General features: G+C 52.3%; 21 protein-coding genes and 1 pseudogene. 16 read left to right on the plus strand and 6 right to left on the minus strand.

Annotated elements, in window-relative coordinates; translation table 11 throughout:
* Window positions 1-75 precede the first annotated feature (75 nt).
* Window positions 76-825, plus strand: a complete 750-nt coding sequence (gene yjfP, locus E6P06_RS06320) for an esterase (protein WP_016149449.1) — start codon at window positions 76-78, stop codon at window positions 823-825.
* Here yjfP and ulaR read toward each other — a convergent pair.
* Together ulaR and ulaG are read right to left on the minus strand one after the other, a co-directional pair.
* A complete protein-coding gene (ulaR, locus tag E6P06_RS06325) occupies window positions 822-1,577 on the minus strand; it encodes an HTH-type transcriptional regulator UlaR (RefSeq protein WP_003839504.1) in 756 nt (251 codons plus the stop codon). The two genes, yjfP and ulaR, sit on opposite strands and share 4 nt — an antisense overlap.
* Before the next feature lie 107 nt (window positions 1,578-1,684).
* The gene (gene ulaG, locus E6P06_RS06330) at window positions 1,685-2,749 is read right to left on the minus strand and encodes an L-ascorbate 6-phosphate lactonase (RefSeq protein WP_003025649.1); all 1,065 of its coding nucleotides are present in this window, start codon (window positions 2,747-2,749) and stop codon (window positions 1,685-1,687) included.
* Window positions 2,750-3,116: 367 nt separating this feature from the next.
* Here ulaG and ulaA point away from each other — a divergent pair, with 367 nt between their 5' ends.
* The 6 genes from ulaA to E6P06_RS06360 are packed head-to-tail and all read left to right on the plus strand — an operon-like array spanning window position 3,117 to window position 7,526.
* Complete coding sequence (gene ulaA, locus E6P06_RS06335) at window positions 3,117-4,514, plus strand: PTS ascorbate transporter subunit IIC (protein WP_003025652.1); 1,398 nt, start codon at window positions 3,117-3,119, stop codon at window positions 4,512-4,514.
* Window positions 4,515-4,529: 15 nt separating this feature from the next.
* On the plus strand, window positions 4,530-4,835 hold the full coding sequence (gene ulaB, locus E6P06_RS06340; RefSeq protein WP_003025655.1) for a PTS ascorbate transporter subunit IIB: 306 nt from the start codon (window positions 4,530-4,532) through the stop codon (window positions 4,833-4,835).
* A gap of 10 nt (window positions 4,836-4,845) precedes the next feature.
* Window positions 4,846-5,313: a PTS ascorbate transporter subunit IIA gene (gene ulaC / locus E6P06_RS06345; RefSeq protein ID WP_003025658.1), complete on the plus strand. Its 468-nt coding sequence runs from the start codon at window positions 4,846-4,848 to the stop codon at window positions 5,311-5,313.
* Window positions 5,314-5,325: 12 nt separating this feature from the next.
* The gene (ulaD, locus tag E6P06_RS06350) at window positions 5,326-5,976 is read left to right on the plus strand and encodes a 3-keto-L-gulonate-6-phosphate decarboxylase UlaD (RefSeq protein ID WP_003025660.1); all 651 of its coding nucleotides are present in this window, start codon (window positions 5,326-5,328) and stop codon (window positions 5,974-5,976) included.
* Window positions 5,977-5,985: 9 nt separating this feature from the next.
* The gene (locus tag E6P06_RS06355; RefSeq protein ID WP_032937760.1) at window positions 5,986-6,840 is read left to right on the plus strand and encodes an L-ribulose-5-phosphate 3-epimerase; all 855 of its coding nucleotides are present in this window, start codon (window positions 5,986-5,988) and stop codon (window positions 6,838-6,840) included.
* A complete protein-coding gene (locus tag E6P06_RS06360; protein ID WP_003839510.1) occupies window positions 6,840-7,526 on the plus strand; it encodes an L-ribulose-5-phosphate 4-epimerase in 687 nt (228 codons plus the stop codon). Before E6P06_RS06355 ends, E6P06_RS06360 begins: the two co-directional genes overlap by 1 nt.
* Before the next feature lie 132 nt (window positions 7,527-7,658).
* Here the strand turns inward: E6P06_RS06360 and yjfY are convergent, their stop codons facing one another.
* Window positions 7,659-7,934: a DUF1471 family protein YjfY gene (gene yjfY / locus E6P06_RS06365; RefSeq protein ID WP_003025668.1), complete on the minus strand. Its 276-nt coding sequence runs from the start codon at window positions 7,932-7,934 to the stop codon at window positions 7,659-7,661.
* Between the two features lie 298 nt (window positions 7,935-8,232).
* Here yjfY and E6P06_RS06370 point away from each other — a divergent pair, with 298 nt between their 5' ends.
* The 6 genes from E6P06_RS06370 to E6P06_RS06395 all read left to right on the plus strand — a co-directional run bounded on the left by E6P06_RS06370 (window position 8,233) and on the right by E6P06_RS06395 (window position 11,661).
* Window positions 8,233-8,997: a TSUP family transporter gene (locus tag E6P06_RS06370; protein ID WP_032937757.1), complete on the plus strand. Its 765-nt coding sequence runs from the start codon at window positions 8,233-8,235 to the stop codon at window positions 8,995-8,997.
* A 158-nt stretch (window positions 8,998-9,155) separates the two neighbouring features.
* Window positions 9,156-9,551: a 30S ribosomal protein S6 gene (gene rpsF, locus E6P06_RS06375; protein ID WP_003025672.1), complete on the plus strand. Its 396-nt coding sequence runs from the start codon at window positions 9,156-9,158 to the stop codon at window positions 9,549-9,551.
* Between the two features lie 6 nt (window positions 9,552-9,557).
* A complete protein-coding gene (priB, locus tag E6P06_RS06380; protein ID WP_003025674.1) occupies window positions 9,558-9,872 on the plus strand; it encodes a primosomal replication protein N in 315 nt (104 codons plus the stop codon).
* A 4-nt stretch (window positions 9,873-9,876) separates the two neighbouring features.
* On the plus strand, window positions 9,877-10,104 hold the full coding sequence (rpsR, locus tag E6P06_RS06385) for a 30S ribosomal protein S18 (RefSeq protein WP_000135199.1): 228 nt from the start codon (window positions 9,877-9,879) through the stop codon (window positions 10,102-10,104).
* Between the two features lie 41 nt (window positions 10,105-10,145).
* Window positions 10,146-10,595, plus strand: a complete 450-nt coding sequence (gene rplI, locus E6P06_RS06390) for a 50S ribosomal protein L9 (RefSeq protein ID WP_003025676.1) — start codon at window positions 10,146-10,148, stop codon at window positions 10,593-10,595.
* A 142-nt stretch (window positions 10,596-10,737) separates the two neighbouring features.
* Window positions 10,738-11,661, plus strand: coding sequence for a DMT family transporter (locus E6P06_RS06395; RefSeq protein ID WP_060855406.1), 924 nt, complete (start codon window positions 10,738-10,740; stop codon window positions 11,659-11,661).
* A gap of 29 nt (window positions 11,662-11,690) precedes the next feature.
* On the opposite strand, the gene E6P06_RS06400 is transcribed toward E6P06_RS06395, so the two are convergent.
* Complete coding sequence (locus E6P06_RS06400; protein ID WP_060855407.1) at window positions 11,691-12,341, minus strand: LysM-like peptidoglycan-binding domain-containing protein; 651 nt, start codon at window positions 12,339-12,341, stop codon at window positions 11,691-11,693.
* A 219-nt stretch (window positions 12,342-12,560) separates the two neighbouring features.
* Here E6P06_RS06400 and fklB point away from each other — a divergent pair, with 219 nt between their 5' ends.
* Complete coding sequence (gene fklB / locus E6P06_RS06405; RefSeq protein WP_060855486.1) at window positions 12,561-13,181, plus strand: FKBP-type peptidyl-prolyl cis-trans isomerase; 621 nt, start codon at window positions 12,561-12,563, stop codon at window positions 13,179-13,181.
* A 309-nt stretch (window positions 13,182-13,490) separates the two neighbouring features.
* Window positions 13,491-14,900, plus strand: a complete 1,410-nt coding sequence (cycA, locus tag E6P06_RS06410; RefSeq protein ID WP_139935042.1) for a D-serine/D-alanine/glycine transporter — start codon at window positions 13,491-13,493, stop codon at window positions 14,898-14,900.
* 83 nt (window positions 14,901-14,983) lie between these two features.
* Here cycA and ytfE read toward each other — a convergent pair whose 3' ends face one another.
* Window positions 14,984-15,646 (minus strand): iron-sulfur cluster repair protein YtfE, encoded by a 663-nt coding sequence (gene ytfE / locus E6P06_RS06415; RefSeq protein WP_003025690.1) that lies wholly within the window; start codon window positions 15,644-15,646, stop codon window positions 14,984-14,986.
* A 245-nt stretch (window positions 15,647-15,891) separates the two neighbouring features.
* Here ytfE and E6P06_RS28130 point away from each other — a divergent pair.
* Window positions 15,892-17,445, plus strand: a pseudogene (locus tag E6P06_RS28130) (methyl-accepting chemotaxis protein).
* Between the two features lie 63 nt (window positions 17,446-17,508).
* On the opposite strand, the gene E6P06_RS06425 reads toward E6P06_RS28130, so the two are convergent.
* Entirely contained in the window at window positions 17,509-18,474 is a 966-nt protein-coding gene (locus tag E6P06_RS06425) for a DMT family transporter (protein ID WP_048234098.1), read from the minus strand.
* Window positions 18,475-18,522: the final 48 nt, after the last annotated feature.

The raw sequence follows: 18,522 nt of genomic DNA on the forward strand, positions 1-18,522 counted from the left end.
TTATGAATCATTGCCGAACACATTCGCTTGCGTTAAGTATCGCTGCATGGCATACCAGAAAAAAAGGGGCAACAAATGATAGAAATTGAGACACGACAGTTAGCTGGTATCCCTGTCCTGCACGCCGTTCCGGCTGGTAAACGCGAATGTTCACTCCCTTGTATTCTCTTTTATCACGGGTTTACATCTTCAAGTCTGGTCTACAGTTATTTTGCTGTTGCGCTGGCTCAGGCCGGATTTCGCGTCGTCATGCCAGATGCGCCCGAACATGGCGCCCGCTTTAAAGGTAATGCTCAGGAGCGAATGTTCCGCTTCTGGCATATATTGCAGCAAAACATGCAGGAGTTTACGACGTTACGTGCGGCTCTGGTGGCAGAAAATTGGCTTTCAGATGAGCGGCTTGCCGTCGGTGGGGCATCGATGGGGGGAATGACTGCATTGGGCATAATGGCGCGCCATCCTGAGGTTAAATGTGTAGCCAGCCTGATGGGCTCAGGCTATTTTACCCGGCTTGCGCAGACGCTTTTTCCTCCTTTACAGGTTCAGACCCCAGAGCAACAGGCGGAGTTTGATGCCGTTATCGCCCCGCTTGCCGAATGGGATGTTACGCATCAGTTGCCACGCCTTGCCGACAGGCCGTTGCTGCTGTGGCATGGACAGGATGATGATGTTGTACCGGCTGTTGAAACCTTCCGCTTACAGCAAGCGCTGATTCAGGCAGGTTTGGACAACAATCTGACCTGCCTGTGGGAAGCGGGTGTACGACATCGCATCACGCCAGAAGCGTTGGCCGCAACAGTGACGTTTTTCCGCCAGCACCTTTAAACGCGCATAATGCTCACGCCCTGAGCTTCAAGCTGTTGCAGAATCTCAGGGTTTGCATTTTTGCCGGTAATGAGCATATCGATTTGATCGGCGCGACTGAACAGCATTCCCGCACGTTCACCGACTTTACTGCTATCGACCAGCACCACCAGTTTACCCACCACGTTAAGCATCTTCTGCTCGGCCATCGCGGTCAGCATATCGGTTTTATACAGTCCGTCCGCGGTCAACCCTTTGCCGCTGGTAAACATCCAGTGTCCGGCATACAGGCTATTTTCACTGCCTTGCGGGCTAAGCGTGATGGATTGGCTTTTGTTATATTGCCCTCCCATGATGATCACGCTGTCATGCTCCTGGTCGATCAGATAGTTCGCCAGGGGCAAATAATTGGTGATGATCTGCACCGGCTTGCCGCACATTTCGCGACCCAGCAGGAAAGCGGTCGATCCGCAGTTGATCACTACGCTTTCACCCGCATTCACAAGCTGGGATGCGGCCTTGGCAATGCGAACTTTTTCATCGTGGTTCTGCGCCTGGTGAAGATTCATTGGCGTCCAGCGCGGCCGCTGCTGGGTAATAGCTTCTGCGCCGTTGCGTACTTTCTTGAGTTTGCCGCTTTCGTCGAGCTTGTTGATGTCCCGGCGCGCAGTGGCGGGTGAAATCCCCAGACGCTCAACTACGTTCTCAACGGTAACAAAGCCCAACTGCGCCAGCATATCCAGCAATATTTGATGTCTTTGTGCTTCAGTCATGAGCTATTCCGATACAAATTGATTTGAAAAGATGATATTTGAAATAGCCTGGAAATACTAAAGTAAATGGGAAAAAAATGCCGGGATGGCCCGGCATTTTGTGTGGATCACAAGAACGATTTAAACGGTAAATCCGGTTCAATGGTGAAGCAGTCATCAAAGCCGCGCGGATAGTGATATTCAAAGTTATCTTTGTCCAGCGGCCAGGTGAACTTGCCACCTACCTGCCAGATGAATGGCTTAAAGCCATACTTAAGGCGATCTTTTTTCATCTCCCACAGTACGCGGATCTCCTGCGGATCGGCCTGAAAGTTTGACCAGATATCATGATGGAAAGGGATCACCACTTTTGTATTCAGGGCCTCCGCCATACGCAGCATGTCAGAACTGGTCATTTTGTCCGTAATACCCCGTGGGTTCTCGCCGTAGGATCCGAGTGCGACGTCGATCTGGTGCTCGTTGCCATGCTTTGCATAGTAGTTGGAGTAGTGTGAGTCGCCGCTATGATAAAGCGTACCGCCCGGCGTTTTGAACAGATAGTTTACGGCGCGGGCATCCATACCATCCGGCAGTACGCCAGCGGCTTTCTGATCGGCGGGCAGGGTGATTAACGCAGTACGATCGAACGCATCAAGCGCATGAATTTCAATATCTTTTACTTTTACCACATCGCCTGGTTTTACCACGATGCAGCGCTCTTTTGGTACACCCCAACCGATCCACAGATCCACACAAGTCTGCGGTCCAATAAACGGCACGTCGTCGGCACAGTTCTGCATGACGGCTGCCGCAACATTTACGTCGATGTGATCGTTATGATCGTGCGTGGCCAGCACCGCATCGATCTGACGAATGGCAAACGGATCAAGAACAAACGGCGTGGTGCGCAGGTTTGGCTGCAGCTTCTTCACCCCTGCCATGCGTTGCATCTGGTGACCGGTTTTCATCAGCGGGTTACCGTGACTCTGTTTGCCCGTGCCGCACCAGAAATCGACGCAGACGTTAGTCCCGCCTTCCGACTTCAGCCAAATTCCGGTACAGCCGAGCCACCACATCGCGAAAGTACCTGGTGCGACCTGTTCCTGCTCGATCTCTTCATTCAGCCAGCTTCCCCACTCCGGGAATGTGCTCAGGATCCATGATTCACGCGTGATGCTTTTTACTTTACTCATCGCAATTACCTTCATGTTTATTCAAGTTGAATCAAATTGTGATTTGTTTTGATTGATACTGACATCATTTTCTCAAGAAGGCAATGCGTTGATTTTTGATGTTGAATGAAAAATTGTTAACAAATTACAACGTGACAAGATGGTTTATATGAAATGTATTTTTTTATTTTATTGTTTTAAATGGATTTATTTTGAAGTGAATGAATTCGGAGCAAATCCACTCTGCAAGTGAGAGAATTATTTGCGTACTGCATCACATTTAATCAAATTCAATCTTGTTGTGACTACTTTTGAAAATTAGAGTGAGGGCACAACATCCTGGGCATCTGTAATGAATGTTCAGCAACTTCGTCTACTGGAGATCGTTATGGAGATCCTCTACAACATCTTTACCGTCTTTTTTAATCAGGTCATGACCAATGCACCGTTGCTGTTGGGTATTGTGACCTGCCTCGGCTACATCCTGTTGCGTAAAAGTGTCAGCGTTATTATCAAAGGCACGATCAAAACGATTATCGGTTTTATGTTATTGCAGGCAGGGTCGGGCATTCTGACCAGCACGTTTAAACCGGTAGTGGCGAAGATGTCCGAGGTTTACGGTATCAACGGTGCGATTTCCGATACCTATGCCTCCATGATGGCAACCATCGAACGTATGGGGGATGCCTATAGCTGGGTAGGGTACGCGGTACTGTTGGCGCTGGCGCTAAACATTTGTTATGTACTGCTACGGCGGATTACCGGTATTCGTACCATCATGCTGACCGGGCACATCATGTTCCAGCAGGCGGGCCTGATCGCCGTCTCTTTCTACATCTTTGGCTATTCCATGTGGACCACCATCATCTGTACCGCGGTGCTGGTGTCGCTCTACTGGGGCATTACCTCCAATATGATGTACAAGCCGACCCAGGAAGTGACCGACGGCTGTGGTTTTTCCATCGGTCACCAGCAGCAGTTCGCCTCCTGGATTGCTTACAAAGTCGCGCCGTATCTGGGTAAGAAAGAGGAGAGCGTAGAAGATCTCAAGCTGCCAGGCTGGCTGAATATCTTCCATGACAACATCGTTTCTACCGCGATTGTGATGACCATCTTCTTCGGGGCGATCCTGCTCTCTTTCGGCATTGATGTGGTTCAGGCGATGGCGGGTAAAACCCACTGGACGGTGTATATCCTGCAAACCGGTTTTTCGTTTGCTGTCGCTATCTTCATCATCACCCAGGGCGTACGTATGTTCGTTGCTGAACTTTCAGAAGCGTTCAACGGTATCTCCCAACGTCTGATCCCGGGCGCGGTACTGGCCATCGACTGCGCGGCGATTTATAGCTTTGCTCCTAACGCGGTGGTCTGGGGCTTTATGTGGGGGACCATCGGCCAACTGATTGCGGTGGGCATCCTTGTGGCCTGCGGCTCTTCCATTCTGATTATCCCAGGCTTTATCCCGATGTTCTTCTCGAACGCCACTATCGGCGTATTTGCTAACCACTTTGGCGGCTGGCGCGCAGCGCTCAAGATTTGCCTGGTGATGGGGATGATCGAAATCTTCGGCTGCGTCTGGGCGGTGAAGCTCACCGGTATGAGCGCCTGGATGGGCATGGCGGACTGGTCAATTCTGGCACCGCCGATGATGCAAGGCTTTGCCTCCATCGGCATCGTGTTTATGGCCGTCATTATTCTGATTGCACTGGCTTATATGTTTTTCGCAGGACGCACGTTGCGTGCTGAGGAAGACGCAGAAAAACAACTGGCAGAACACTCTGCTTAATAAGGAGTTCCGATTATGACCGTACGTATTCTGGCTGTGTGTGGCAATGGGCAGGGCAGTTCCATGATCATGAAAATGAAGGTGGACCAGTTTTTAACCCAGTCAAATATTGACCATACGGTAAACAGCTGCGCCGTGGGTGAATACAAAAGTGAACTGAGCGGAGCGGATATTATCATCGCCTCTACGCATATCGCCGGTGAGATTACCGTTTCTGGCAATAAATATGTCGTTGGCGTACGCAACATGCTGTCTCCTGCCGATTTTGGACCAAAACTGCTGGAAGTGATCAAAGCGCATTTTCCGCAGGACGTGAAGTAAGGGGCGGCATATGAAATTACGTGACTCGCTGGCAGACAATAGTTCCATCCTTTTGCAAGCCGAGGCCAGTACCTGGCAGGAAGCGGTAAAGCTTGGCGTGGATCTGCTGGTTAAGGCTGATGTGGTTGAACCACGCTACTACCAAGCCATCCTTGATGGCGTTGAGCAGTTTGGCCCGTACTTTGTGATTGCGCCAGGCCTGGCGATGCCGCACGGCCGTCCGGAGGAAGGGGTCAAGAAAACCGGTTTTGCGCTGGTGACGCTGAAAACGCCGCTGGTGTTTAACCACGAGGATAACGACCCGGTCGACATTCTGATCACGATGGCGGCAGTTGACGCCAACACGCATCAGGAAGTGGGCATCATGCAGATCGTGAATCTCTTTGATGACGAAGCCAATTTCGACCGTTTACGCGCCTGCCGCACCGCGCAGGAAGTGTTGGATTTAATTGATAACGCCACTGCGGCGGCTGTTTAAAAGGATACCAAAATGTCATTACCTATGTTGCAGGTTGCGCTGGATAACCAATCAATGTCTTCCGCGTATGAAACGACGCGTCTGATTGCCGAAGAGGTCGATATCATTGAGGTGGGCACTATTCTTTGCGTGGCAGAGGGCGTGCGCGCCGTTCGCGATCTGAAAGCGCTTTACCCACATAAAATTGTGCTGGCGGACGCCAAAATTGCCGATGCGGGAAAAATCCTCTCCCGCATGTGTTTCGAAGCCAACGCTGACTGGGTCACCGTCATCTGCTGTGCCGATATCAACACCACCAAGGGTGCGCTGGAGGTGGCGAAAGAATTTAACGGTGATGTACAGATTGAACTGACTGGTTACTGGACCTGGGAGCAGGCGCAAGAGTGGCGTGACGCAGGGATTGGGCAAGTTGTATATCACCGCAGTCGTGATGCGCAGGCGGCGGGCGTGGCGTGGGGAGAAGCGGATATCAGCGCGATCAAGCGTCTGTCCGAGATGGGCTTTAAAGTCACCGTCACCGGCGGTCTGGCGCTGGAAGATCTGCCGCTGTTCCAGGGAATTCCGATTCACGTCTTTATTGCCGGCCGCAGTATTCGCGATGCCGCCTCTCCGGTGGAAGCGGCCCGTCAGTTCAAACGTTCTATCGCCCAACTGTGGGGATAAGGAGCGACTATGTTGTCGAAACAGGTCCCGCTCGGTATTTATGAAAAAGCACTCCCCGGCGGGGAGTGCTGGCTGGAACGCTTGCAACTGGCGAAGGAACTGGGCTTTGACTTTGTCGAAATGTCGGTTGATGAAACCGACGCTCGCCTGGCGCGTCTTGACTGGAACCGCGAGCAGCGACTGGCGCTGGTGGCCGCTATCGCCGACACCGGGATACGGGTACCGTCCATGTGCCTGAGCGCTCATCGTCGTTTTCCGCTTGGTAGTGAAGATGATGCGGTACGCGAACAGGGGCTGGAGATCATGCGTAAAGCCATTCAGTTTGCGCAGGATATCGGTATTCGCGTTATTCAAATGGCGGGTTACGACGTTTATTACCAGCAGGCCAATAACGAAACGCGTCGTCGGTTCCGCGATGGGCTGAAAGAGAGCGTAGAGATGGCGAGCCGTGCACAGGTGACGCTGGCGATGGAAATCATGGATTATCCACTGATGAATTCGATCAGTAAGGCACTGGGATACGCCCACTATCTCAACAATCCGTGGTTCCAGCTGTATCCCGATATTGGCAATTTATCGGCGTGGGATAACGACGTGCAGATGGAGCTGCAGGCGGGAATGGGCCATATAGTTGCCGTACACGTGAAAGATACCAAACCCGGCGTATTCAAAAATGTGCCGTTTGGTGAAGGGGTTGTCGATTTCGAACGTTGTTTTGCGACGCTCAAACAGAGTGGGTATTGCGGGCCATACCTGATTGAGATGTGGAGCGAAACGTCGGACGACCCGGCACGTGAAGTGGCGAAGGCGCGCGACTGGGTGAAAGCGCGTATGGCCAACGCGGGCCTGGTGGAGGCAGTGTAATGCAAAAACGTAAACAGCAGGTTTTTGAGGCCAACATGGATCTGCCGCGCTACGGGCTGGTGACGTTTACCTGGGGTAACGTCAGCGCCATCGACCGCGAACGCGGGCTGGTGGTGATCAAGCCCAGCGGCGTCGACTACCAAACAATGACAGTGGATGACATGGTGGTTGTGGATCTGCACGGTAATGTGGTGGAGGGACGCTATCGTCCTTCTTCCGATACCGCCACCCATCTGGCGCTGTATCGCCGTTATTCCTCTCTCGGCGGCGTGGTGCATACCCACTCAACCCACGCAACGGCATGGGCGCAGGCAGGTCTGGCAATTCCTGCGCTCGGCACGACGCATGCTGACTACTTCTTTGGCGATATTCCCTGTACCCGGGCTTTAACTGAAGCTGAAGTTCAGGAGGAGTATGAACTTAATACCGGTAGGGTGATTATTGAAACGCTCGGGGAGGTGGAACCTTTACATACGCCTGGCGTAGTGGTGTACCAACATGGCCCGTTTGCCTGGGGCAAAGATGCTCACGACGCGGTACATAACGCTGTGGTGATGGAAGAGGTGGCAAAAATGGCATGGATTGCGCGTGGCATTAATCCGGCGCTCAGCCCCATCGACAGTTACCTGATGAATAAGCACTTCATGCGTAAGCACGGCCCAAATGCCTATTACGGCCAGAAGTAAGAAAAAACGTTCCGGAGCCAACTCTTCATGGGGATGAGATCGGTCTGGCTTCGGGATTGTTTTGCAAAAAAAAGCCCCCAGTGAAGGGGGCAAGTCAAACTGTGGCAATGTTCTCGTTGGTTGTTTCTGGTGCTAGCGATAAATATCTGCACTGGCGTGCATATTTCCGTTACTACCGGGTTCCCTGGTGAGGATCACGTGATAGTAGGTTGCGCCTTGCGCATCGGTTTCTTCATTCAGGGCCTGAGTGGCTTCACTTTCAGTGGCGAAGTTATGATTTATGTAAATAACGCCTAAGCTCTGCACATCATCCATATTCCTGGCCTGATGATTGTCAATTTTGATGGCTGCCGTTGCATTTGCACTGAGCAAAAGTACAGCCAGAAGGGTCAAAACACGGGCTCGCATATGTACCTCCTCGACTGCGGTCTCTGGTTAGCTCTCTCCTGTGAGTGGATAACTTCTGATTTAATTTTAACCGCTGCCGGCGCAGTCGATAGCGACCATTTCTGATGCAGTTGTTCAAAAAATTACCGCAAAGCCATCTTTTCTTTAATTAACAATCAGCTGATGCCTTCCGCTACGGTTAAAAATACCTGCCTTACGCGCATAAGCTCTTACCAAATAGTCAATTTAATCGGGTGAGTACGCCGTTTATAGTGAGCCAGATAATTAATATAACTTTATGATAATTAGGCAAAAACTTATGGATACTTCATTCATGGATTTCAGCTATTTCGTGATTATGTTTATGGTCGCGCTGGTGGCTGGCTTTATTAACGTGGTGTCGGGCGGCGGTGGTTTTCTCTCTATTGGCGCTCTCTTAATTTCTGGTTTACCCCCGGCTAATGCGCTGGCAACCAATAAAATTCAGGCACTGGGTAGCTCGCTAACCTCCGGAATTTACTTTTTACGCCGGGGACATATTAATGTGCAGGAGCACAAATATGTCTTTTTATCTGCCTTTATCGGTTCTGCGATGGGCACAACGCTTATCCAGTTTATTGAACCGGACGTGTTGAAGAAACTGCTGCCGATCCTGATTATCGCGGTCGCTATCTACTTTATTTCTGCGCCTAATCTTAGCGAACCGAAAAGGAAGCAGCAGGTATCCCTGTTTCTCTTCTCGTTGATCTGCGGGGGAGGTATTGGGTTTTATGATGGTTTTCTCGGTGCCGGGGCCGGCTCCTTTTATACGCTCTGCTATATCCTGCTGTGGGGGTACAGTATCGATAAAGCGCAAATCCACTCGAATTTTATCAACCTGGCGTCGAACATTGCCTCGATTCTGTTCTTCATTTTCGGCGGTAAAATGATCTGGTCGCTGGGGCTGGTGATGTTTGTCGGGCAATCCCTTGGCGCACGTCTGGGTGCGACAGTCGTACTGACGCGCGGCAAGAAAGTCATCCGACCCATGATTGTCATCGTCTCTATTTGTATCAGCGTCAAAATGCTGCTGGATATGTATTAATGGCGACATGATAAATAATCGTACAAGCACCTTGAGTTTAACTGCTGACCCCAGTATTATGACGCGTCATTTTTCAGCCGACCTTTAACACGTTCCTTGCCTCCATGGGCCTCGGCTGACCCAGACAGGAGGCTGAATAATCCGTAAGGAGCAATTCGATGCGTCATTACGAAATCGTTTTTATGGTCCATCCTGACCAGAGCGAACAGGTTCCGGGTATGATCGAACGCTACACTGCTGCCATCACTGGTGCAGAAGGCACGATCCACCGTCTGGAAGACTGGGGCCGCCGTCAGCTGGCTTACCCGATCAACAAACTGCACAAAGCTCACTACGTTCTGATGAACGTTGAAGCGCCGCAGGAAGTGATCGATGAGCTGGAAACTACCTTCCGCTTCAACGATGCCGTTATCCGCAGCATGGTTATGCGTACTAAACACGCTGTTACCGAAGCATCTCCGATGGTTAAAGCGAAAGACGAGCGCCGTGAGCGTCGCGATGATTTCGCTAACGAAACCGCAGATGATGCTGAAGCTGGGGATTCTGAAGAGTAATTTCTGATGACCAACCGTCTGGCGTTGTCCGGCACCGTGTGCAGGGCTCCCCTTCGAAAGGTCAGTCCATCAGGAATTCCTCATTGCCAGTTCGTGCTTGAGCATCGTTCTGTGCAGGAGGAAGCCGGGTTTCACCGGCAGGCGTGGTGCCAAATGCCCGTTATTATTAGCGGACACGAAAACCAGGCCATTACTCACAGTATAACGGTCGGTAGCGCAGTGACCGTTCAGGGGTTCATCTCTTGCCACAAGGCAAAGAACGGCCTGAGCAAAATGGTTCTGCATGCCGAGCAGATTGAATTGATAGATTCTGGAGACTAGCCATATGGCACGTTATTTCCGTCGTCGCAAGTTCTGCCGTTTCACCGCGGAAGGCGTTCAAGAGATCGACTATAAAGATATCGCTACGCTGAAAAACTACATCACCGAAAGCGGTAAGATTGTCCCAAGCCGTATCACCGGTACCCGTGCAAAATACCAGCGTCAGCTGGCTCGCGCTATCAAACGCGCTCGCTACCTGTCCCTGCTGCCGTACACTGATCGTCATCAGTAATCGGTCACGGTCCATTAATACGACTTTGAGAGGATAAGGTAATGCAAGTTATTCTGCTTGATAAAGTAGCAAACCTGGGTAGCCTGGGTGATCAGGTTAACGTTAAAGCGGGCTATGCTCGTAACTTCCTGGTACCACAGGGTAAAGCTGTTCCTGCTACCAAGAAAAACGTTGAATTTTTCGAAGCGCGTCGCGCTGAGCTGGAAGCTAAACTGGCTGACGTTCTGTCCGCTGCTGAAGCTCGTGCTGAGAAAATCAACGCACTGGAAACCGTAACCATCGCGTCTAAAGCTGGCGACGAAGGTAAACTGTTCGGTTCCATCGGTACTCGCGACATCGCTGACGCTGTAACTGCAGCTGGCGTTGAAGTAGCTAAGAGCGAAGTTCGTCTGCCGAACGGCGTTCTGCGTACCACTGGTGAGCACGAAGTGAGCTTCCAGGTTCACAGCGAAGTGTTTGCTAAGCTGACTGTAAACGTAGTTGCAGAATAAGTTTTTATTCTGATGACCGCGTAAAAGCGCCGGCCCTGTGCCGGCGTTTTGCTTTTCTGTTCCCCCGCTTTTCTCTCTGGCTATTCTTTATCCTTTTCGGGATAATCACAAAAATAAAACATTATTTCAAAGTGGTGATGGAATGGAACCAACGCACCAACCTCTGTTTGCGCGTAAAAATGTTGTCTATCTGAGCGCGGCGTTCTGCTGCCTGCTGTGGGGGAGCGCCTATCCGGCGATCAAAAGCGGATATGAGATCTTCCAGATTGCCACGGATGACATTCCCTCAAAGATTGTCTTTGCCGGATATCGCTTTCTGTTTGCGGGAATATTGCTGCTACTGTTGGCGCTGGCACAGCGAAAACCGATTGGCCGGTTAAGCCCGCGTCAGTATGGCCAACTCACGCTGTTGGGGCTGACACAAACCTCGCTGCAATACATCTTCTTCTATATCGGCCTGGCGTTCACGACGGGGGTGAAAGGGTCCATTATGAATGCGACCGGGACCTTCTTCAGCGTGCTACTGGCCCATTTTATCTACCATAATGACAAACTGAGCTACAACAAAGCGCTGGGCTGTATCCTCGGCTTTGCTGGGGTGATGGTAGTGAACTTTAGCAGCGGAATGGATTTTAGTTTCAGCCTGTTAGGAGACGGCTCAGTAGTGATGGCGGCCTTTATTCTTTCTGCTGCCACGCTATATGGAAAACGTATTTCTCAGACGGTGGACCCGACGGTAATGACAGGGTACCAGTTGGGCGGTGGCGGTCTGGCGTTGGTTATCGGTGGCTACGCTTTTGGCGGCACGCTGACCGTACACGGTGCGTCTTCGGTAGCAATTCTGGGCTACCTGACGTTACTCTCTTCGGTCGCCTTTGCCTTGTGGAGTATTCTGCTCAAGCATAATCGTGTGGGGATGATTGCGCCGTTTAACTTCCTGATCCCGGTTTCGGGGGCGGTGCTGTCGGCGATATTCCTCGGCGAAAACATTCTCGAATGGAAATACGCACTGGCGCTGGTGCTGGTCTGTTCGGGGATCTGGTGGGTGAATAAGGTGAAGCGCTGACGCTTCACCTTGATGCCTGATGGCGCCGCTTAACGGGCGCGAATAAAACTGCCGTTAGGCTGGCGGGTGAACAGAACCTGCTGGCCATTCCCGGTATCAATGGTTAATCCCGTCACCACGCCATTGGCATTCTGCCTGATCTGCACCATCTGACCGTCTTTCAGGTTGCTTAGCGGTTTTCCCACGCCTTCAACCTGCGCCATTGCATACACATCGGTTGGCGGGAGGTTATGGTCACGGAAGACCTGTGCCAGCGTTTTGCCCGAGTCTACGCGATAAGAGCGCCACTGTTGCTCAATTCCGCTATCCTGTTGGAAAGGTTGCGTCTGCGGCTGAGATTGCTGAGCCTGCGGCTGCGCATCAGGTTCTCCTTCCTGGATTGGCTCTGGAGCAACCGGAGCGACCTGGCCGGGATCGTTTTGCGGGGCGACTAACTGTGCCTGTAGCTGAGCCTCGGTTGGTGGCTGCGACTGTGACTGTAAATCCAGCTGGGCAGTACGCGTCACCACAGGGGCATCGCTGGTGTCACTGGAAGGAAGCAGGAAACCTATCACCAGCACGATAGCAGCAATAATAATGCCGCGGCGGTGCATAGGCGGTAGCGGATCCATAATGCGAAAATTGTCCGGTGCATGCCAGATTTTCGCCAGGGTTGGTTTTAATTCAAAGCGCCCGGGCATGGCTTTCCTCCTGCTCCGCGTCTCGTTCCTCGATCATAGAGTATAGATGGCTAACGCTATGATGTTCGTCATATTACCCGCTTTCGTGACGTCAACGCGGGATATTCCTATTGTTTATGTTTCCTCGCGATTTGTCATCTGTTCCCGAGACAAAGTTTTACCGGATGCGGCATGGCTGATATGCTGCCCGCTACTTTACATCCGATGAAAGGAAATATGATGGCTAACCCGAATTTTGACACTATCGAAGCGCAAGCAAGCTATGGCATTGGTTTGCAGGTAGGACAACAGCTGAGCGAATCCGGACTGGAAGGACTGTTGCCTGAAGCGCTGGTAGCGGGTATCGCTGACGCGCTGGAAGGTAAGCACCCGGCAGTGCCGGTTGATGTTGTGCATCGCGCGCTGCGTGAAATCCATGAACGCGCTGATGCAGTACGTCGCGAACGCTTCCAGGCTATGGCGGCTGATGGCGTCAAATATCTGGAAGAAAACCGTGAGAAAGAGGGTGTGAACAGCACTGAATCCGGTTTGCAGTTCCGTGTTCTGACTCAGGGCGAAGGGGCTATTCCGGCGCGTACTGACCGCGTTCGCGTGCATTATACCGGTAAACTGATCGACGGTACCGTGTTTGACAGCTCTGTCGCACGTGGCGAACCGGCTGAATTCCCGGTTAACGGCGTAATCCCTGGTTGGATTGAAGCACTGACCCTGATGCCGGTAGGTTCGAAATGGGAACTGACTATTCCTCAGGAACTGGCTTACGGCGAGCGTGGTGCTGGCGCGTCCATTCCTCCGTTCAGCACGCTGGTGTTCGACGTTGAGCTGCTTGAGATCCTGTAAGCAGTGACTTCTGTTCCCCCCGAGGTCGGGGGGAACAAATAAATAGCGTGAAAAGCTATAGTTACGTCGTTGTCGATATTTTATCTTGCAAATGCCGCATCAGCGTGTATTTTTGTGAGCTGATTCGCGCTATCAGAGTGATATGACACTCACTTTAAACATTAAATTAACATTATATCTAAATCTTAGTGTTCATCCCGCCAATTCTTACCTAATATCGATGAGTCCTGATAACAGGATCGTCGTATCATAGACACACTAAAGGCCGTAGAGCCTGAACAACACAGACAGGTACAGGAAGAAAAAAACATGGTAGATCAGGTAAAAGTCGACACCGCTGAAGAGGCGTCGTCTGAACAGTCGCTACGGCGCAATCTCACAAACCGTCATATTCAACTTATTGCTATTGGTGGTGCTATCGGTACTGGCCTGTTTATGGGCTCCGGTAAAACCATCAGTCTCGCCGGACCGTCGATCATCTTTGTATATATGATCATCGGTTTTATGCTGTTTTTCGTGATGCGGGCAATGGGTGAATTGCTGCTCTCGAATCTGGAGTACAAATCGTTTAGTGATTTCGCCTCCGACCTGCTCGGGCCGTGGGCCGGGTATTTTACCGGCTGGACCTACTGGTTCTGCTGGGTCGTTACTGGGATGGCAGACGTTGCCGCGATTACCGCGTATGCGCAATTCTGGTTCCCCGAACTGTCAGATTGGGTCGCCTCGCTGGCGGTGATTGTGCTGCTGCTGAGCCTCAACCTCGCCACCGTAAAAATGTTCGGTGAGATGGAGTTCTGGTTTGCGATGATCAAAATCGTCGCCATCATCGGCCTGATTGTCGTCGGTCTGGTGATGGTGCTGACGCACTTCCAGTCGCCAACCGGCGTTCAGGCATCGTTCACGCATCTGTGGAATGACGGTGGCTGGTTCCCGAAAGGTCTGAGCGGCTTCTTTGCCGGCTTCCAGATAGCGGTATTCGCGTTTGTGGGTATTGAGCTGGTGGGAACGACCGCCGCGGAAACCAAGGATCCTGAGAAATCTCTGCCGCGCGCCATTAACTCGATTCCAATCCGTATTATCATGTTCTACGTGTTCGCGCTGATCGTGATTATGTCCGTAACGCCGTGGAGCTCGGTAGTACCAACCAAGAGCCCATTCGTTGAACTGTTTGTGCTGGTTGGTCTGCCTGCTGCGGCGAGCCTGATCAACTTTGTGGTTCTGACTTCAGCTGCCTCTTCCGCAAACAGCGGCGTGTTCTCTACCAGCCGTATGCTGTTCGGCCTGGCGCAGGAAGGCGTTGCGCCTAAAGCATTTGCCAAGCTGTCTAAACGCGCAGTTCCGGCGAAGGGTTTAACCTTCTCCTGTATCTGTCTGTTGGGCGGCGTGGTGATGCTGTACGTGAACCCGAGCGTGATTGGCGCGTTCACCATGATCACCACCGTGTCGGCGATTCTGTTCATGTTCGTCTGGACCATCATTCTTTGCTCGTACCTGGTGTACCGCAAGCAACGTCCTCACCTGCATGAAAAATCAATCTACAAGATGCCGTTAGGCAAGCTGATGTGCTGGGTATGTATGGCGTTCTTCGTCTTCGTACTGGTACTGCTGACGCTGGAAGATGATACCCGTCAGGCGTTGATGGTGACGCCGCTGTGGTTCATCGCGTTGGGTCTGGGCTGGTTGTTTATCGGTAAGAAACGTATGGCGGGTATGCGTTAAGCGTTGTCATATCGGACACAAAAAAGGCCACATAAGCAGTGGCCGAATTCGGACTTCAGGAAGGCGCTCTCGGGCGCCTTTTTTTATTCACCTGCGAGGGCACGCGGGAACAACACATTGTTTTCCAGGCTGATGTGTTCCATCAGGTCATCGATCATTTCGTTAATGCCGTTATACATGGCTTTCCAGGTGGTGCAGGCTTCTGGCGGCGGCGTCACGTTGTGGGTGATGTGTTTGATCACTTCCACCAGTTCACCCGCATCGTCATGTTCGCTTTCCATCACGCTGATTGGCCCCATCGCCTGACTACCCATGCCCTGTTTGATCATCGGGAACAGGATCTGCTCTTCTTTCATCATGTGGCTGGACAGCTCTTCATGCAGCATGGTCAGGTTTTTCGCCAGACCGCGCGGTACGTTCGGTTTGTCTGCGTGAACGCGTTCAACTTTTGTGGCCTGCAGGATCAGCTCCGGCAGCTGTTCGCGGTGTCTGTCGTGATAACGCACGATGATATGGTCGATGATTTCAGCCAGAGCCACGGTACGCCAGTCTTTCTCCAGCGGCTGTTCAGCCAGCTGCGCGAGCTGTGCCTCAATAACGTCTAAATCCAGCTCTTTACGCGCGGCAGCGCGTGCCAGCGTTTGCTTACCGCCGCAGCAGTAATCCATATCGTATTTACGAAACAGGGCCGAAGCGCGAGGAATAGAGAGCGCCAGTTCACCTAAAGGTTGATCGCGATAAGACATTGCCGTTACCTCATTCTCAATAATATAAGATGTATTTTAAATACAACTTATGGCGAAGGATATAACCCTTTCGGGGTGGGGTGTTTTGTGATGAATGTCACGAAAATTTCTTATTTCGTTAAGGTGCTGAATCTTATTGGAAAGGTGAGGGGCGGCGAAAAAAGCGGCTCGACAGGATTAAATAAGCGCACGCCGCTGCCGATAGTTAGACCTCAGACAATACCTGCATAATAAAAAGGCTACAGATGTTCAAACGAATCAAAGTGATAACCTTACTTATCACCGTGTTACTCGCCCTGGGCGCAATGCAGCTTATCTCCGCGGGCGTCTTTATTGGCGCACTCAATAACGATAAGCAGAACTTTAACGTGTCTCAACTTTCCAGCCAGAATGTGGCCGAGTTTACCGATGCGTGGATTAGCCTGAACCAGGCTCGCGTCACGCTCAACCGGGGCATGCTGCGTTTACAGGGAACGATGGCTAGCGAGATTAACGGCGGTCAGTTGAAGGAGCTGGTGAACACAGCAAATCGCCTGTTGGCCGAATCGAAAGAGCATTACGATAAATACTACGCTCTACCGGAAACGCCGGGGTTGGATTAGCATCTGGCCGATCGACTGGAAGAACAGTACGGCATCTATTCTGCGACGCTGGCAAAAATGAACGCGCTGCTGGCTGAAGGAAAGCTGGAAGAGATGTTCAAGCAGAACGCCGAGCAAAAGCAAACGGCCATGCAGGAAGTTTATCGGGAATGGCGTAGCGCGCAAACGGCGCTGGCCACTGCCGGGGTACAGGACAATGAGAGTGACTACCAGAAGATAATCTGGCTGCTGTCCGCGGTGATGCTGATTGTCGTCACCGTGATTATCGCCAGTTGGCTGGCGATGCAGCGAGTGCTGCTCAAGCCGCTCCACGAGGTGATGGGACATATTCGCCATATTGCCGCAGGTGATTTGACTCACCGCATCAATGCCGATGGCAGTAATGAAATGGCGCTGCTGGCAGGCAACGTCCGCGACATGCAGCAGGCGCTGGCGAACACGGTCAGCGTGGTGCGTGACGGGGCTGACACCATCTATACCGGCGCGGGTGAAATTGCCGCTGGCAGTAACGATCTCTCTTCACGTACCGAACAGCAGGCCGCCTCTCTGGAGGAGACCGCAGCCAGCATGGAACAACTTACTGCAACCGTGAGACAGAACGCAGATAACGCGCGTCAGGCGACCAGCCTGGCAAAAAATGCTTCGCAGACGGCGCAGAAAGGCGGAACCGTGGTTGATGGCGTGGTGCGTACGATGGATGAAATCGCCACCAGTTCCAGCAAAATTGCGCAAATTACTACTGTTATCGACGGTATTGCTTTCCAGACCAACATCCTGGCGCTGAACGCGGCGGTAGAAGCGGCGCGAGCGGGCGAACAGGGGCGTGGCTTTGCTGTAGTCGCAGGCGAGGTGCGCACGCTGGCGCAGCGTAGCGCTCAGGCGGCAAAAGAAATTAAGGCGTTGATTGATGACTCAGGGAATCGGGTCAATGCCGGTACGGCGCTGGTGCATGAGGCGGGTGAGACGATGGCGGAAATTGTCAGTGCCGTCACCCAGGTTACCGATATTATGGGAGAAATTGCGTCGGCCTCTGATGAACAGAGTCGGGGTATCGATCAGGTCGGTCAGGCGGTGGCTGAGATGGATCGCGTCACGCAGCAAAACGCCTCGCTGGTGGAGGAATCCGCTTCCGCCGCAGCCGCGCTCGAAGAGCAGGCCGCACGGTTGAACCAGACGGTGGCGGTGTTTAAAGTTTAACGTCTGCTCCGGCCTACAAGATATTATCCAGTAGGCCGGATAAGCGGAGCACCATCCGGCACATTATGATTGTGAAATCACCATGACGCTCGGTTTCTGTGGCTTGGCTCTGACGGCTATCACTACCCCAACCATCAGCAGCGTAATACCGCTTACCGTCAGCAGCGGCGGAAATTCCTGGCGCAGTATAAAGGTGTACAGCAAACCAGCCAGCGTTTCGAAGACAATCAACGGGCCGAGGATCACCGTCGGCAGCTTCTGGCTGGCGACGTTCCAGCACAGTGCGCCAACCCAAGAACACAATACCGCAATGGCTATCATCAGGCCGATAAACACGGCTGGACGCGGACCGAAGGGCAGAGCAAAGTCCGGCGTTTGCCCGTTCAACCACAGGCAGGCGGCAATATAGCCGAGCAGAGAAACAGGCAGCGTCACCAGTGCCTGGGCCGTCGCCCACATCATCGGGTGCTTATCCGGATTCTCGCGCAGCCAGCGGGCATTACGCAGCGCATACCACGCCCAACACACCACCGAAATCAGCGCCAGTGCGATGCCAGAGCCATATCGCCAGCCGCTAAAGTCAGGGAGTCCCTGATTCAGCTCCGAGATATTCACGCACAGCAGGCCTATACCAATCAACACCAGCGCAGGCGACAAACGCCACCATGATAATTTGCCGTCACGCTGGCTGTAGAGCAGGTTAGCGAAGACCGGGATCACCACCGGCAATGTACCAATAATCATCGTGGAGACCGGTGCGCCGGTGCGCTGGATAGCGCTTGCCAGGCAAACGTAATAAATCAGATTCCCCATCATTGTTAGCGTCAGCGCAGTTAACCAGTCTTTCCGCCCGAGTTGACGCAGGCGCACACGTCCCAGCCAGGCAATCGGCAATGCGATCAGCCCCAGCGCCAGATAGCGCCCCATCGACTGCAATACCGCCGGGTATTCCGGTATGATCAGCGGTCCAACAAAAATTAATCCCCACATCAGCCCGGCCAGCAGGGCATACAACACACCGCTAATCATTTTTGATATCCACATCGCTTAACAATACGTCGAGTGTAGGCAGGAAAA

It is taken from the genome of Citrobacter sp. CF971, from assembly GCF_006385635.1.
GTDB lineage: Bacteria > Pseudomonadota > Gammaproteobacteria > Enterobacterales > Enterobacteriaceae > Citrobacter > Citrobacter freundii.